The sequence below is a fragment of the Streptomyces albidicamelliae genome (assembly GCF_025642175.1).
In the GTDB taxonomy this organism is placed as follows: Bacteria; Actinomycetota; Actinomycetes; order Streptomycetales; family Streptomycetaceae; genus Streptomyces; species Streptomyces albidocamelliae.
Genome location: NZ_CP106795.1, coordinates 1,109,609 through 1,123,853 on the forward strand (window position 1 = coordinate 1,109,609; position 14,245 = coordinate 1,123,853).

The 14,245-nt window shown below is 74.0% G+C and carries 12 protein-coding genes and 2 pseudogenes; 7 read left to right on the forward strand and 7 right to left on the reverse strand.

Annotation, left to right across the window (positions count from 1 at the left end; all coding sequences use genetic code 11):
- Positions 1 to 6 precede the first annotated feature (6 nt).
- The 4 genes and pseudogenes from N8I86_RS05320 to N8I86_RS05335 all read left to right on the forward strand — a co-directional run bounded on the left by N8I86_RS05320 (position 7) and on the right by N8I86_RS05335 (position 3,715).
- Positions 7 to 585: a DUF3291 domain-containing protein gene (locus N8I86_RS05320; RefSeq protein WP_263277235.1), complete on the forward strand. Its 579-nt coding sequence runs from the start codon at positions 7 to 9 to the stop codon at positions 583 to 585.
- The gene (locus N8I86_RS05325; RefSeq protein WP_263277236.1) at positions 536 to 1,504 is read left to right on the forward strand and encodes an acetylxylan esterase; all 969 of its coding nucleotides are present in this window, start codon (positions 536 to 538) and stop codon (positions 1,502 to 1,504) included. Before N8I86_RS05320 ends, N8I86_RS05325 begins: the two co-directional genes overlap by 50 nt.
- A gap of 125 nt (positions 1,505 to 1,629) precedes the next feature.
- Complete coding sequence (locus N8I86_RS05330; protein WP_263277237.1) at positions 1,630 to 2,829, forward strand: serine hydrolase domain-containing protein; 1,200 nt, start codon at positions 1,630 to 1,632, stop codon at positions 2,827 to 2,829.
- A 143-nt stretch (positions 2,830 to 2,972) separates the two neighbouring features.
- Positions 2,973 to 3,715, forward strand: a pseudogene (locus N8I86_RS05335) (GntR family transcriptional regulator).
- On the opposite strand, the gene N8I86_RS05340 reads toward N8I86_RS05335, so the two are convergent.
- Both N8I86_RS05340 and N8I86_RS05345 read right to left on the reverse strand, forming a co-directional pair.
- Positions 3,693 to 4,436 (reverse strand): class I SAM-dependent methyltransferase, encoded by a 744-nt coding sequence (locus N8I86_RS05340; protein WP_073894643.1) that lies wholly within the window; start codon positions 4,434 to 4,436, stop codon positions 3,693 to 3,695. The pseudogene N8I86_RS05335 and the gene N8I86_RS05340 overlap by 23 nt on opposite strands.
- Before the next feature lie 4 nt (positions 4,437 to 4,440).
- Positions 4,441 to 5,004 (reverse strand): PadR family transcriptional regulator, encoded by a 564-nt coding sequence (locus tag N8I86_RS05345; protein WP_123438825.1) that lies wholly within the window; start codon positions 5,002 to 5,004, stop codon positions 4,441 to 4,443.
- A gap of 72 nt (positions 5,005 to 5,076) precedes the next feature.
- On the opposite strand from N8I86_RS05345, the gene N8I86_RS05350 reads away from it, so the two are divergent.
- Entirely contained in the window at positions 5,077 to 5,475 is a 399-nt protein-coding gene (locus N8I86_RS05350; protein WP_073894646.1) for a nuclear transport factor 2 family protein, read from the forward strand.
- 34 nt (positions 5,476 to 5,509) lie between these two features.
- Here the strand turns inward: N8I86_RS05350 and N8I86_RS05355 are convergent, their stop codons facing one another.
- Positions 5,510 to 6,382, reverse strand: a complete 873-nt coding sequence (locus N8I86_RS05355) for a hypothetical protein (protein WP_263277238.1) — start codon at positions 6,380 to 6,382, stop codon at positions 5,510 to 5,512.
- Positions 6,383 to 6,558: 176 nt separating this feature from the next.
- A pseudogene (locus N8I86_RS05360) lies at positions 6,559 to 7,835 on the reverse strand (cytochrome P450 family protein).
- Positions 7,836 to 8,246: 411 nt separating this feature from the next.
- On the opposite strand from N8I86_RS05360, the gene rho reads away from it, so the two are divergent.
- Positions 8,247 to 9,395 carry a transcription termination factor Rho gene (gene rho, locus N8I86_RS05365; protein WP_263277239.1) on the forward strand — a complete coding sequence of 383 codons (1,149 nt, stop codon included), beginning with the start codon at positions 8,247 to 8,249 and terminating at the stop codon, positions 9,393 to 9,395.
- Between the two features lie 89 nt (positions 9,396 to 9,484).
- A complete protein-coding gene (locus tag N8I86_RS05370) occupies positions 9,485 to 10,657 on the forward strand; it encodes a D-alanyl-D-alanine carboxypeptidase family protein (RefSeq protein WP_263277240.1) in 1,173 nt (390 codons plus the stop codon).
- Between the two features lie 313 nt (positions 10,658 to 10,970).
- On the opposite strand, the gene N8I86_RS05375 is transcribed toward N8I86_RS05370, so the two are convergent.
- The 3 genes from N8I86_RS05375 to N8I86_RS05385 all read right to left on the reverse strand — a co-directional run bounded on the left by N8I86_RS05375 (position 10,971) and on the right by N8I86_RS05385 (position 14,241).
- Positions 10,971 to 11,771: a glycosyltransferase family 87 protein gene (locus N8I86_RS05375; protein ID WP_263277241.1), complete on the reverse strand. Its 801-nt coding sequence runs from the start codon at positions 11,769 to 11,771 to the stop codon at positions 10,971 to 10,973.
- Positions 11,768 to 13,162, reverse strand: a complete 1,395-nt coding sequence (gene mptB, locus N8I86_RS05380; RefSeq protein WP_263277242.1) for a polyprenol phosphomannose-dependent alpha 1,6 mannosyltransferase MptB — start codon at positions 13,160 to 13,162, stop codon at positions 11,768 to 11,770. The genes N8I86_RS05375 and mptB overlap by 4 nt, the downstream gene beginning before the upstream one ends.
- Before the next feature lie 149 nt (positions 13,163 to 13,311).
- Positions 13,312 to 14,241 carry a glutaminase gene (locus N8I86_RS05385; RefSeq protein WP_382984375.1) on the reverse strand — a complete coding sequence of 310 codons (930 nt, stop codon included), beginning with the start codon at positions 14,239 to 14,241 and terminating at the stop codon, positions 13,312 to 13,314.
- Between the last annotated feature and the right edge of the window lie 4 nt (positions 14,242 to 14,245).

Sequence of the window (14,245 nt, forward strand, 5' to 3'; positions counted from 1 at the left end):
AGACGCGTGCCCCGTCTTGCGCTGTACACGTTCGGAGTCCTGAAGTCACCTCTCGCCGATCCCGGACCAGCCACACGCGAGTTCTACGACACGGGTGAGGACGTCTACCGGAGCATCGGCCGGCACCCCGGGTACCTCGCCCATGCCGAAGCGGCGGACGGTGAGCGGGGCATGCTCTTCGGCGCGAACTGGGGTGCATGGGGGGAGTTCGCCGTACCGGCCTGGTACGGCAAGGGCCGTACGGCGGAAACGACCGCGCTGGCCGCGACCCTCTCGCTCTGGACCGGCCTGCGCTCCGCCTTCGACGCCGTCTACACGGGTCCGCACCGTGCGGCGCTGAACAAGCGCCACGACTGGTTCGAGAGGAGGAGGCACCCGAGCCACGTGATCTGGTGGGTCCCCGACGGTGTGACCCCCACCTGGCAGGACGGGGTCTCCCGGCTGGAACATGTCCACGACCACGGTCCGGCGCCGCACGCCTTCACCTTCACCCATTCGTTCGACCCGGACGGCACGTACGTAAAGGCGGTTGTTGATGCCCCTGTTCGACCTACCCCTCGACGAACTGCGCGACTACCGCAGTGAGTCCACCGAGCCCGAGGGCTTCGACGCGTTCTGGGACACGACCCTCCAGGAGGCGCGCGCACACGAACTGGACGCCCGCTTCGAGCGGGTGGAGAGCGGACTGTCGACCGTCGAGGTGTACGACGTCACGTTCGCCGGCTTCGGCGGCCATCCCGTCAAGGGCTGGCTGCGGCTGCCGGCCGGCGCGACGGAGCCGCTCCCGCTGGTCGTCGAGTTCCTCGGCTACGGCGGCGGCCGCGGGCTGCCGCACGAGAACCTGCTGTGGGCGTCGAGCGGCCGGGCGCACTTCCTGATGGACACGCGCGGGCAGGGCAGCGCCTGGGGCGGCGGAGGCGGCACCGCGGACCCGGTGGGAGCCGCGCCGGCCTACCCGGGGTTCCTGACCCGGGGCGTGGACGCCCCCGAGAACTACTACTACCGCCGGGTGTTCACGGACGCCGTCCGCGCGGTCGAGGCGGCCCGTTCCCACCCCCTGGCCGACGCGGCGCGGACCGTGGCGCTCGGCGCCAGCCAGGGCGGCGGCATCTCCCTCGCGGTGGGCGCACTGGTCCCCGACCTGGTCGCGGTCGCCCCGGACGTGCCGTTCCTGTGCGACTTCCCGCGCGCGGCGACCCTGACGGACCGTCACCCATACCGGGAGATCACCCTGTTCCTGAAGACGCACCGGGGCCGCGCGGCGGACGTGCTGCGCACCCTGTCCTATTTCGACGGGGTGCACTTCGCCGCCCGCGGCCGGGCCCCGGCCCTGTTCTCGGCCGCCCTGGAGGACCAGACCTGCCCGCCCTCCACCGTGTTCGCCGCGTTCAACGCCTGGGCGCACGAGGACAAGGCGATCGAGGTCTACGACTTCAACGACCACGAGGGCGGCGGCCCCTACCAGGAGGCGGCCCAGTTGTACTGGCTGCGGTCGTACGCGTAGCGCAGAGCGGTACGGGGCGGCTCCCGCCGCCCCTCCCCCTTCCCTCCAGTCCGACCAGTCGGTACGTTCTCCCTGCCCCGTTCGCGGCGTCGCGGCCGGGGCTCCACGGCGACGACGGAGGCCGCATGTCGGTGCACGAACCGCACAGGACCGGGACGCAGGAGACGGCGCGGGCCCGGGTCGGGGGACACTGCGACCCGCGGTTCGCCGCGGTACGCGAGGCCTTCGAGGCCAATTTCCGCGAGCGGGGCGAACTCGGCGCCGCGGTGGCGGTCACCGTCGGCGGGGAGACGGTGGTGGACCTGTGGGGCGGTTGGGCGGACGCGGACCGTACCCGGCGCTGGGAGCGGGACACGCTGGTGAACGTGTGGTCGACCGGCAAGGGCCCGGTGGCCCTGTGCGCGCACATCCTCGCGGACCGGGGACTGCTCGACCTGGACGCCCCCGTGGCAGCGTACTGGCCGGAGTTCGCGGCGGCGGGCAAGGAACGGGTGCTGGTACGCCATCTGCTGTCGCACCGGGCCGGACTGTGCGGGCTGCGCGAGCCGCACTCCCTGTCCGAGCTGTGCGACTGGGAGCTGACCACCGCCCGGCTGGCCCGCACCGAGCCGTGGTGGGAGCCGGGCACGCGGTCCGGGTACCACGCGCTGACGTACGGCTTCCTGGTCGGCGAGGTCGTCCGGCGCATCTCGGGGCTGCGGCCGGGGGCCTTCCTGGAACGGGAGGTCACCGGGCCACTCGGGATCGACTTCACGTTCGGGCTGCCGGCGAAGGAGGCGGGCCGCGCCGCCGAGCTGGTGCGTCCCTCGTCCGCGGCGGCCGGTGAACAGACGGCGGTGTTCCGGCAGTTGGCGCCGGTGGCTCTGGCGGCCCTGGCCAATCCGCCGGTCGGTGCCGCCGAGGCGAACTCGCCCGAGTGGCGGGCGGCGGAGATCCCCGCCGCGAACGGGCACGGCACCGCCCGGGCCGTGGCCGCGCTGTACGGCGTCCTGGCCGGGCGGGGGACGTACGGCGGCCGGCGAATCCTGTCGCCCGAGGCGGCCGAGCGGGTGCGCGAGGGGCAGGGGAGCTGCCGCGATCTGGTGCTCGGGGCCGGCTTCGAGGGCGAGACGGAGATCGGACTCGGGCTGTGGCTCAGCGGGGCGCACGGGTCGTACGGCCCGAACCCGCGGGCTTTCGGTCATGACGGGTTCGGGGGCTCGTGCGGGCTCGCCGACCCGGACGCGGGGGTGTCGCTGGGCTACGTCATGAACCGGATGGGCCCGCGCATCGCCGACGATCCGCGGAAGACGGCACTCGTCGACGCCCTGTACCGGGCTCTGTGACACCCGCGGCCGGCGCGCGGCCGGCGCGGGTTTCTTTCGGCCGAACCACCCGGCCGCTCTTCCCTTGTGGTTTAGACCAATGCTAATTGTGGTCGCGCAATGAGCCCGCACGGCTACGTCTTGTCACCACAGGAGGGCGCGGCATGGCCCGCACCACCGCGAACCAGCCCCCGCAGAGCACCGACCGGCCCCTCTACGCGCAGGTCGCGACACTGCTCCTCGACGAACTACGTGACGGCGTCATCCCACCGGGGGAACGACTGCCGTCCGAACGGCACTTGGCGGCGCACTTCGGGGTCAGCCGGGAGACCGTCCGGCAGGCGCTGGAGATGCTGCGCCGCAGCGGCGCCGTGGCCACCGACCGGCGGGGCAGCCACGCCACGCTGCCCGGCGGGCCGGTCGAGGCCCCCAGTCGCTCGCCTTCCCGGTCGGCGCCCGCTCGGCGGACCCGTGCGCGGTCGACCGGGCCACGGTGACCTGGGAGGTGCCCCCGGCGGAGCACGCCGAGGTGCTGGGCCTGGCCCCGCACCGGCCGACCCTGGTGCACCGCTACCGCTCGGTCGCGCCGGACGGCCGCTCGCTGCGGGCGGCGGTGACGTCGTTCTCGGCGGTGGCCCTGGCCGAGGTGGCGGAGCTGGCCCGCTACCGGGACCGGGCGGACGGCGCGACCCCGGCGCAGCTGCGGCGGGCCTACGACTGGATGCGCAGGGCCGGTCTGACCCTGCACCACCGGGACGCCATCTCGCAGCTGGGGGACACGGCCTCGGTCCGGGTCACGCGGCGGGTGCACGACCAGTACGCCCGCCCGCTGGAGATCACCGATCTGGTGGTGACCGCCGAACGGGACGCGCTGGTCTACGAGTTCACGCTGCCGGCGGCGGGCTGAGCCGGCGTGCCACCACCAGGCGGGCCCGCGGGCTGCCGTCGTCGCGCCGCCCGAACGCGGCGAGCGCGGACAGCTCGACCGCGAAACCGGCGCGGTCCAGCTCCGCCAGCACCGCGCCGAGGCGGAAGGCCCGGTAGTACATGACGAACGGCGGCCGCCACAGCGCGTTGCGCACCCGCATCACCGCGTCGAAGCCGAGCAGTGTCCAGTAGGCGGGGTGCGTGGGGCGCGGCGGGGCGAGGACGGGGAAGGCGAAGCGGCCGCCGGGGCGCAGGGCCCCGTGCACCTGACGGAAGAGAGTCGGCAGTTCACGGGGCAGGAAGTGGCCGAACGCCCCGAAGGAGACGACGAGATCGAAGGCGGCCGTGAACGGCAGGGCCCGGGCGTCGCCGCGTACCCAGGCGATCGTGGGCCCGGCGCCCGGCCGGACCCGGCGCCGGGCGACGTCGAGCATCCCGGCGCTGAAGTCCAGCCCGGTGACGCTGTTCCGGCACAGCCCGGTGAGCACCTCCGTGCCGGCGCCCGTGCCGCAGCACAGGTCGAGTCCGTCCGCGAAGGGGCCGGCCGGGGCGAGCTCCCTGCCCACGGACTCCAGGACCGAGTCGGGCGTCCGGAAGGGGGTGTGGTCGAACTTCGGGGCCAGCAGGTCGTATCCGTGCTCGACGGAGGACAGCGCCTGTACGGCGAGTTCGCGCAGAGTGGGGCCGTCGGGACCGTACATGCCGTCAGCCCGGGGTCACGCGCTGCCGGAGGACCGCCAGGGCACCCTCGCACCAGCGCAGGTTCTGCTCCTCGAAGCCGATGCCGGCCATGAGGGTGAGATACGGGCCGACTCGGTCGGAGGTGCGCAGGTACTCGTCCTCGGTGCGCCCGTCGAGGAGGCGGTCCCGCACCCGCCGGTAGCGGTCGAGTTTGCCGCGCACCCAGCCCATGCGCTCCTCGATCAGCGCCCGGGTGACCTCCGGGTCGCCGCCGTCCATCGCCTGGATCTTGATGAGGAGTTCGTCGCGGACGGCCGTGGGCCGCTTCGGCGGTTCCGCGGCGAACGCGGCCAGCTCCGCCCGGCCGCTCCCGGTGAGCGTGAACATCCGCTTGTTGGGCCGGCGTTCCTGCTGGACCGTGCGGGCCTCGACGAGCCCGTCCTGCGCGAGTCGCTCCAGCTCCCGGTAGAGCTGCTGGGGAGTGGCGGGCCAGAAGTTGGCGAGCGAGACGTCGAACGATTTGGACAGCTCGTAGCCCGAGGCCTCGCCCTCCAGCAGGGCGGCCAGAACGGCGTACCGCAGCGACATGTGGACAGGCTAGCAGCCATTGATTAATGTCATCCACACCTATTCAAAAAGTTGAGTATGCGAGGTGATCCGATGCGCGCGTTCCGCGAGGCGGTCGAGGCCGGGGACATGGACGCCGCCGAGGCGCTGCTGGCCGAGGACGTCGTCTTCACCAGCCCGGTCGTCTTCAAGCCGTACCCGGGCAAGGCGATCACCGCGGCGATCCTGCGCGCGGTCGCGCAGGTCTTCGAGGACTTCCGGTACGAGCGGGAGATCGGCGACCCGGCGGGCCGGGACCACGCGCTGGTCTTCACCGCCCGGGTGGGCGACCGCCGGCTGACCGGCTGCGACTTCCTGCACGTGAACGACGACGGCCTGATCGACGACTTCATGGTGATGGTCCGGCCGCTGTCGGGCGCGCACGCCCTGGCCGAGGCCATGGGCGCGCGCTTCGAGCAGATCGTGAAGGAGGCCGAGGCCCGGTCGGCCTGAGCCCGGCGGCGGCCGACCGGACGCGGCGCGGGCGTCAGTCCCTGAGCTGCCTCAGAGTCGTCCTGGCGTCCGTCTTCAGCCAGTCGGTGACGTCGGTCAGGGCGGGCGGGGTCTTGTCCTGGCTGTAGGAGCTCAGGTAGGCGCTGTAGCTCATCGTGTACGTCACCCAGCCGTCGCGGACGGCGAGTGTGGCGTACCGGGAGCCGCTGGAGGAGCCGCTGCTGGTGTCCTGGCTGACCAGGTAGGCCTCGTCGCCGATGCCCTCGACCGGGTCGACGTCGTAGTCCTTGTGGCTGTCCCCGTAGTTCTTCCAGGTCGCGGTGAACTCGGGCCCCGGGTCGGTCTTCTTGTGCAGGTCCAGCTGCATGTACAGGTACGCGTCGGCGTAGCTGGAGCCGGTCTTCTTCAGATTGACGCTGCAGTAGCTCTCGTCCAGGGCCTGGTCCTTGAGCGAGGTCCGGGTCGGCGCCGAATCGTCCTGGGTGTACTCGTCCTTGAAGGAGGAGTAGTCGGCGCTGGAGCACATGTTCGCGGGCGCCGTGTAGCCGCGCAGGTCCGCGCTGCCGCCGGTGCCGCCGAGCAGGAAGACTCCGCCGGCCCACGCGGCGGAGGCGACGACCGCGCCGACGGCCGCCCACAGCACCGCCCTTCCGGCCCCGCCACCACCCGTCGCGGGCGGCGGGGCGGGTGCGGGACCGTACGGGGGTGCCTGGGTGTACGGGTTGGCCGGCGGCTGCGGCTGACCGGGGTGGCCGACCAGGGTGGGCTGCGCGTAGAAGTTCCCCGGCGGAGCGGACTGCGGGCCGGGGTACGAATAGGCAGTCGGCTGCGGCGGGACGGCCGACTGCGGAGCGGGCTGCTGCGGCGGCTGGTCGGCCGGCTGCGGGGACTGCGGTGGCGTGGACATGTCCCGAACATAGTGGACGGTTGCCGGTCAAGTCCCCCGGCATCGGCGATCGTTGACGACCGGGGTCATCCGGTGCCGTTTGGTGACACAGCGGTCATGCACCGGGCCGGGCCGCACGGCCCCGGCCGGGCGTCGCCCGCCCCGTTCCGCCGGGGTGCGCGGGGCCGGTGCGCGGCTCAGGCTCCGGCGGGCGCGAGGCGGACCGGCAGAGCGCGGACGCTGTTGCCGACGAATCCGGCGTGGGGGCCAGCTCGGCCTCGGGTACGGCGAGTTCGAGTGCCGGGAAGCGGGCGAAGAGCCGCTCCAGCGCGACGGTCGCCTCCAGCCGGGCCAGCGGGGCGCCCAGGCAGAAGTGGGCGCCGTGCCCGAGGGAGAGATGGCGTGCGGCGTCGGGCCGGACCGGGCGGGTGACGTCGAAACGGTCGGCGTCCGGGCCGTGCGCCGCCGGGTCGCGGCCCGCCGCGGAGTAGCCGGCGAGCACGGGTGTGCCGGCCGGGACGACCGTCCCGTCGACGGTCAGGTCCCGCACCGGGTAGCGGAACGGGAAGTAGCTGACCGGCGCGTCCCAGCGCAGGGTCTCCTCCACCACGTCGGCCCAGCTCGCCGTGCCCGCCCGCACCAGGTCGAGCTGGTCCGGGTGGGCGCACAGCGCGCGGACGGCGTTGGTGATGAGGTTGAGGGTCGTCTCGTGTCCGGCGATGATCATCAGCACGAGGGTGCCGATGAGCTCCTGGTGGCTGAGCCGGTCCCCGCCCTCGTCCCGGGCGGCGATGAGCGCGCTGGTGAGGTCGTCCGCCGGGCGGGCCGTCTTGGCCGCGGCGATCTCCCCGAGGACGGCGACGAGTTCGCGGTTGGCGGCGACGGCCTCGGCGGGCTCGGTGTCGGTGGCCACGACCTTGCTGCTCAGCTGGTGCAGCCGGGACCGGAACGCGACGTCCACGCCGAGCAGTTCGCTGATGACGTCCATCGGCAGGGGCAGCGCGAAGTGCCGCCGCAGATCGGCGGTGCCGTCGCCCGCGGCGGCGGCCCGTTCCAGCCCGTCGAGGAGCTGGGCGGTCAACTCCTCGACGCGTGGCCGCAGTTCCTCGACGCGGCGCGGGGTGAAGGCGCGGCCGACGAGCGATCGCAGACGCCGGTGGTCGTCGCCGTCCGCGGTGGTCATGCCCTGGACCGTCGCAAAGGTCAGCAGTGGCCAGCCCTCCGCCACCCGGCCCTCGCGCAGCGCCGTGAAGTGCGTCGCGCTCTTGGCGACTTCGGGGTGCTGCAGGAACTCCTTCAGTGCCTCGTGCCCGAGGACGGCCATCCCCTCGATCCCGCCGGGCAGCTCGACCGGGGCGACGGCGCCGGCGGACAGCAGGCGCGCGTTGACGGCGTGCGGGCAGCCACCGGAGGGGTCGAGGCGGTGCGGGGTACGGGCGGGCGGGTGCTCCACGGCATCTCCTGACGTTCCCATGACAAGACGGGTCGATCGTAGGGTCGTGGGGACGGCGCCGGGAGGCCGTCGGGGCCGCGCCGGTGGTGCCGCACGGCCCGCCCGCCTCTTCCGGGCCACGGGAATACCCGGGTCCCGCGCCGTGTTGGGAGAGTCACGGACACGGTGACCCGTTCAGTGGTACTGTGCCGACAGCACTCGTGCACGTCCTTCGATGGACGCCGGTGCAGTTCCTCTCCTCACGCTGATCGTTCCGCCGTTGTCCCGGATCTCCGGCTCTCGGCGCGTCAGCTTCCCGGCACCACCTCGTCGGCGGACTCTCGTCGCCGTACCCGAGGTGCCGTTCCCGCCGCCGGAGACAGGTGTGCACACCTCCCGCTCGCGGCCTCTCCCCCCTCCTGATCCTTCCTTCCGTCCGTGAAAGGACACCGCATGACCATCACACTCGAACACCCTCCCGCGGCCCCGCAGCAGCCTGCCGCCCGACTCGTCACCGGCGTCCTGGACGTCGACGCACAGGGGAAGGGGTACCTGCGGGGCGCGAGCCTCCTGCCCTCCCCCGCCGACCCGCAGGTCCCCGCGGCGCTCGTCCGCCGGTACGGACTGCGCAAGGGCGACCTGGTCGAGGGCGTCCGCGACGCCCGGCGCGCCCTGACCGACGTCGCCCGCGTCGACGGGCGCGCGCCCGCCGACCTCCGCTCCCGCCGGCACTTCCGCGACCTCACCCCGCTCCACCCGCACCGCCGGCTCCGGCTCGAACACCCCGCGTCCGGCCTCGCGGGCCGCGTCACCGACCTCTTCGCCCCGGTCGGCAAGGGCCAGCGCGGCCTCGTGGTGGCCCCGCCCAAGAGCGGCAAGACCGTACTGCTCCAGCAGCTCGCCGCCGCCGTGGCGGGCAACCACCCGGAGTGCCGGCTCATGGTCCTGCTGCTGGACGAGCGCCCCGAGGAGGTCACCGAGATGCGCCGTTCGGTACGCGGCGAGGTCTACGCCTCCACCTTCGACCGGCCGGCCAAGGAGCACATCGCCCTCGCCGAACTCGTCGTCGAGCGGGCCAAGCGCCTGGTGGAGGCCGGCGAGGACGTCGTCGTCCTGCTGGACTCGCTGACCCGGCTGTGCCGGGCGCACAACAACGCCTCCGCCGCCGGCGGGCGCACCCTGAGCGGCGGCGTCGACGCCGGCGCGCTGCTCGGCCCCAAGCGGTTCTTCGGCGCCGCGCGCCAGGCGGAGGAGGGCGGGTCCCTCACCATCCTCGCCACCGCGCTGGTGGAGACCGGATCCCGCGCCGACGGCTACTTCTTCGAGGAGCTGAAGAGCACGGGCAACATGGAGCTGCGTCTGGACCGGGAGCTCGCCGGCCGCCGGGTCTTCCCCGCCGTGGACATCGACACCACCGGCACCCGCCGCGAGGAACTCCTGCTGGAACCGGCCGAGTTGGCCGCCGTACGCGGACTGCGCCGTGCCCTGCGCCCGCGCGAGGGCGGACCGGTGGCCCTGGAGACCCTCCTGGAGCGGCTGCGGAGCACTCCGGACAACGCCACGTTCCTGCGGCGGATCCTGCCCACGCTGCCCGCCGGCTGACGGCCCGGTGCATCGTCCGGGTTGCTCCCGTGGGCCGAACGGCCCTGGCAGCGCGTTGGGCGGGCGCTCCCGTTCGTACGTTGAATCATATGATCACCGGACTTTCTCATCGGGCGGTTGTATCGACCTGTGCCCTCTGCGTGGCCGGAGTGCTGGCGCTGTCGCCGGCCACCGCCGCCGCCGCCGGGCCCCGTGCCGGGGAACCCGCGCCGCCGCAGCCCCGGGCGGCGATGCCCGGGCCCTCCCTGCTCTACGGCTCCGGCACACAGGTCCGGCCGCACCGCGGCGCGCCCGAGGTGCCGGAGGTCTCGGCGCTCTCCTGGCTGGTCGCGGACGCCGACAGCGGCGAGGTGCTGGCGGCGAACCACGCACACCGCAGACTGCCGCCCGCGAGCACCATGAAGACCCTGTTCGCCCTCACCGTGCTGCCCACGCTGCCCAGCGGCCTCCAGCACACCGTGCGCTACCAGGAGCTGGCGGACGTCGGTGAGGGCAGCAGCCTCGTCGGCGTCGAGGAGGGGCACACCTACCGGGTCGCCGATCTGTGGCACGGGGTCTTCCTCAGCTCCGGCAACGACGCCGTGCACGTACTGGCCTCGCTCAACGGCGGCTGGCGGGCCACCACCGACCGCATGCAGCAGAAGGCCCGCTCGCTCGGCGCCATGGACACCCACGTCGTCTCCCCCGACGGCTACGACGCCCCCGGACAGGTCTCCTCCGCGTACGACCTGGCCGTCTTCGGCCGCGCCGGACTGCACAACGCCGACTTCGCCCGCTACTGCGGCACCGCGCAGGCCGACTTCCCCGGTGACGGGTCGCCGTACGCGATCGAGAACACCAACCGGCTGCTGACCGGCGAGGACGGCGTGGCGCCGTACCCCGGACTTCTCGGCATCAAGAACGGCTACACCAGCAACGCGGGCAACACGCTCGTGGCCGCCGCCCGCCACGGCGGGCGCACCCTCGTGGTGACCGTGATGAACCCTCAGGAGGGCGGCGGGCTCGCGGTGTACGAGGAGGCACGGCAGCTGCTGGACTGGGGATTCGAGGCGGCCGGGCGGGTCGATCCGGTCGGCTCGCTGGACGGACTGCGCGCCAAGTCCCGGCCGGCGGCCGTCCCCGTGGCCGCCGCCACCTCCGGATCGGCCGACGAGGAGGAGGGCTGGTCCGGCACCGCCGTCGTCGGGGGGCTCTCGGGGCTCGGCGCGGTGGCCGTGGCGCTGGCGCTGCGGTCCAAGGGCAACCGGGCCGAGCGGAGCTGAGCCGTGGGCAGGCGGAGCAGCAGGGCCAGCGCGATCCACGTGTAGGTGTTGCTGCCGAGGAAGCCGAGCGGTCCGGACGCGTCGTCGAACCACAGCCACACCACGCTGGTGCACAGGACCGCGAACAGGGCGCCCGCGAGCCGCCGGTGCCCGGCGCGCCACAGCACGGCGAAGGACGGCAGCAGCCACACCAGGTGGTGCACCCAGGTGATCGGGCTGACCAGGCAGGCGGCCGCACCGGTGAGCGCGAAGGCCGCCGTCCAGTCGCCGGCCGTGACCGCGCGGCGGCCCCGCCACGCCCAGACGCACAGGGTCAGCAGGACGGCCGTCGCCCACAGCGGGCGGCCGGGCTCGCCGAGGCGGGCCAGTACGCCCTGCAGGGACTGGTTCGACACGTAGTCGAGCCGGCCCACCCGCCCGGTGTCCCACAAGGCCTCGGTCCAGTAGTGGCGCGACGCCCCGGGTCGGCCCAGGCGGCCAGCGCCGTCGCCGCCGCGGCCACGGCCGTCGCGGTCGCCGCGGCCCGCCTGCGCCCCGCGAGCAGCAGCAGACCGATGAAGAGCGCGGGCGTGAGCTTCACCGCGGCGGCCAGCCCGACGCCCGCCCCCGCCCAGCGGTCCCGGCCGCCCGCCAGCAGCCGGGCGTCGCCGAGCACCAGGGCGAGGAGGACGAGGTTCACCTGACCGAAGCTGAACGTGTCCCGCAGTGGTTCGAACAGCGCGAGCAGGCACAGCAGCAGCGACCAGCGGTACCAGCCGTACCGCCGCCACCCGGGGCCGGCCAGGACGCGCAGCACCGACGCCAGCGCCGCCAGGTTCACCAGCAGGGACGCGACGATCGCGGTGTTCCGGCCGACCAGGGCGAGCGGCAGCATGGCGAGGGCGGCGAACGGCGGGTACGTGAAGCCGTACATGGTGCCGGGGACCCGGTAGTCGTAGATCCGGCCGCCGTGAGCGGCCCACGTGTGCACGGTCCCGTAGTAGACGCGCAGGTCGAAGAAGTCGCGCAGGAGCGGCACGGTGGCCGTGAACACCGTCACGGCGGCCGCCAGGGACGACACGAGCAGCAGGCGGCCCCGGTCGGTGCGCGGGGCGAACCGCGCCGGCCCGGTCATGCCGTGCGTCCCCGTGCCGGGGCCTGCGCCGCCTGGCGTGCCTGCCACAGGACGACCACCCCGAGCACCCCGCCGGAGACCGCGAGCACCAGCTGGCCGGGGGCGGCGGGCCCGCCGCTGGGCAGCACGGCGAGCGCGAGCACGACCGCCAGGGCGGCCACCCGGTGCCGTACGGAGGTGCTGGGCGCGCCGGCGGCGATGAGGAAGAGGCCCCACAGCACGTACCAGGGGCGGATCGCCGGACCGAACACCGCCACGGCCAGCAGGCTGAGGCCGAGCGCGTACACCGGTCTCGGGCGCAGCCGCAGCCATATCAGCAGGACGGCGGCGGCGGTGGCGGCGAGACCGAGCAGGTGCCAGGCCGGGACGGCGAGCGGTGCCAGACCGCTGCCCAGGTGGTCGAGCAGGGCGCCGGTGGCCCGCCCGAGGAGGCTGGTCAGCGCCCAGTTCTGGGGTGAGACCGGGGTGTTCAGGGCGCCGATCCAGCCGTAGCCGGTGCCGGCCACGGCGGTGGCGGCGACCGTGGTCCCGGCGGCGGCCGCCGCCGTGGTCAGCACGGCGGGCAGCGGACGGCGGCCGGAGCGCACCTGAAGGGCAACGACGGCGAGGAGGCCGAGCGCCGCCGGTGCCTTGACGAGGGCGGCGAGCGTGACGAGGACGGCGCCGACGGCGGGTGCGCGGCCGCGCGCCGCGACCAGGCCGAGCCCGAGCAGGCCCAGCATGAGCGCGTCGTTGTGGGCGCCCGCGACCAGGTGCAGCAGGACGAGCGGATTGAGGGCGCCGAGCCACAGCGCGGCGGCCGGGTCGGCGCCGCTGTGCCGGGCGAGGCGGGGCAGCGCCACCGCCATGAGGGCGACGCCGAGCAGGGCCATCAGGCGCATGCCGAGCAGGCCGGCGGGCAGCTCGCCCCGGGTCAGCCCGGACAGGGCGGACGCCAGGGCCAGGAAGGCCGGGCCGTAGGGGGCCCCGGTGTGCCGCCACATCGGGGCGACCTCGTCGGCGAGCGGGCCGCCGAGCTGGGCGGGGCCGTGCGCGTAGACGTCCATGTGCGCGTCGACCATGGCGCCCTGCGCGAGGTAGCTGTAGACGTCCCGGCTGAACAGCGGCGGGGCGAGCAGCAGCGGCGCGGTCCAGACGGCGAGCACCAGGAGCAGGGAGCGCGGGGTGGGCGGCCGGGGTCCGCGGACGAGGCGGCCGAGCAGCACCCAGGCCGCGATCAGCAGGACGACGCCGAAGTACACGCCGACCAGGCCGAGCGCGGCCCGCACCGAGGCCGGCGCCAGGAGGTCCTGGACGGGCAGGGCACCGGCCGTCTCACCGCCGAGCGCGAGAGAGGCGGTGCCGGCCAGCCCCAGCACCTGGCAGCGGCGGAGATCGACGGGAAAGGCCATGGCCAACACTGGTTCAGCGTGTCAATGCCGGATGGCCGGAAGGCGACGCCCCCTTCACCGGCGAGCGGCCCGGACGTGACCGGCGCGTGCGGACCACCGGGCCGGTGGCCCGGCCGTCGCGCCGCGGTGCCCGGCGTCCGCCCGGGCGGTCAGAACACCGACAGTCCGGTGAGGGTGGTGAAGCGGTCCAGGGCCGCCACACCGGCCACCGAGTTGCCGCGTTCGTCCAGTCCCGGGCTCCACACGCACAGGGTGCAACGCCCGGGTACGACCGCGATGATGCCGCCGCCGACACCGCTCTTGCCGGGCAGGCCCACCCGGTAGGCGAAGTCACCGGCCGCGTCGTACGTGCCGCAGGTCAGCATCACCGCGTTGACCTGCTTGGCCTCGCTGCGGGTGAGCAGCCGGGAGCCGTCGGCGCGGATGCCGTGCCGGGCCAGGAAGCCGGTGGCCAGGGCCAGGTCGGCGCAGGAGGCGGCGATGGAGCACTGCCGGAAGTACTGGTCGAGCAGGACCGGCACGTCGTTGTCGATGTTGCCGTAGGACGCCATGAAATGGGCGAGGGCCGCGTTGCGGGCGCCGTGCGCGTTCTCGGAGGCGGCGACCTCCTTGTCGAAGTCGAGGGCGGGGTTGCCGCTCTCGGCGCGCAGGAACGCCAGCAGTTCGCCGGCGGCGTCACCGGTCCGGGTCTGGAGGCGGTCGGTGACGACCAGGGCGCCCGCGTTGATGAAAGGATTCCGCGGGATGCCGTTCTCGTACTCCAGCTGCACCAGCGAGTTGAAGGGGTTGCCGGAGGGCTCGCGGCCCACGTGCTCCCAGAGTTCGTCGCCCTCCCGGGCCAGGTCCAGGGCGAGCGTGAAGACCTTGGTGACGGACTGCGTGGAGAACGGCTGCCGCCACTCCCCCACCCCGTACACCGTGCCGTCCAGCTCCGCGACGGCCATGCCGAAGCTGCGCGGGTCGCGGGCCGCGAGCGCCGGGATGTAGTCGGCGGGACGGCCGCGCCCGGGGGTGCGGCTGATCTCCTCGGCGATGCGCTCCAGGACCGGCAGGAAGGTGAGGGACGACGTCGTTGTCATGATC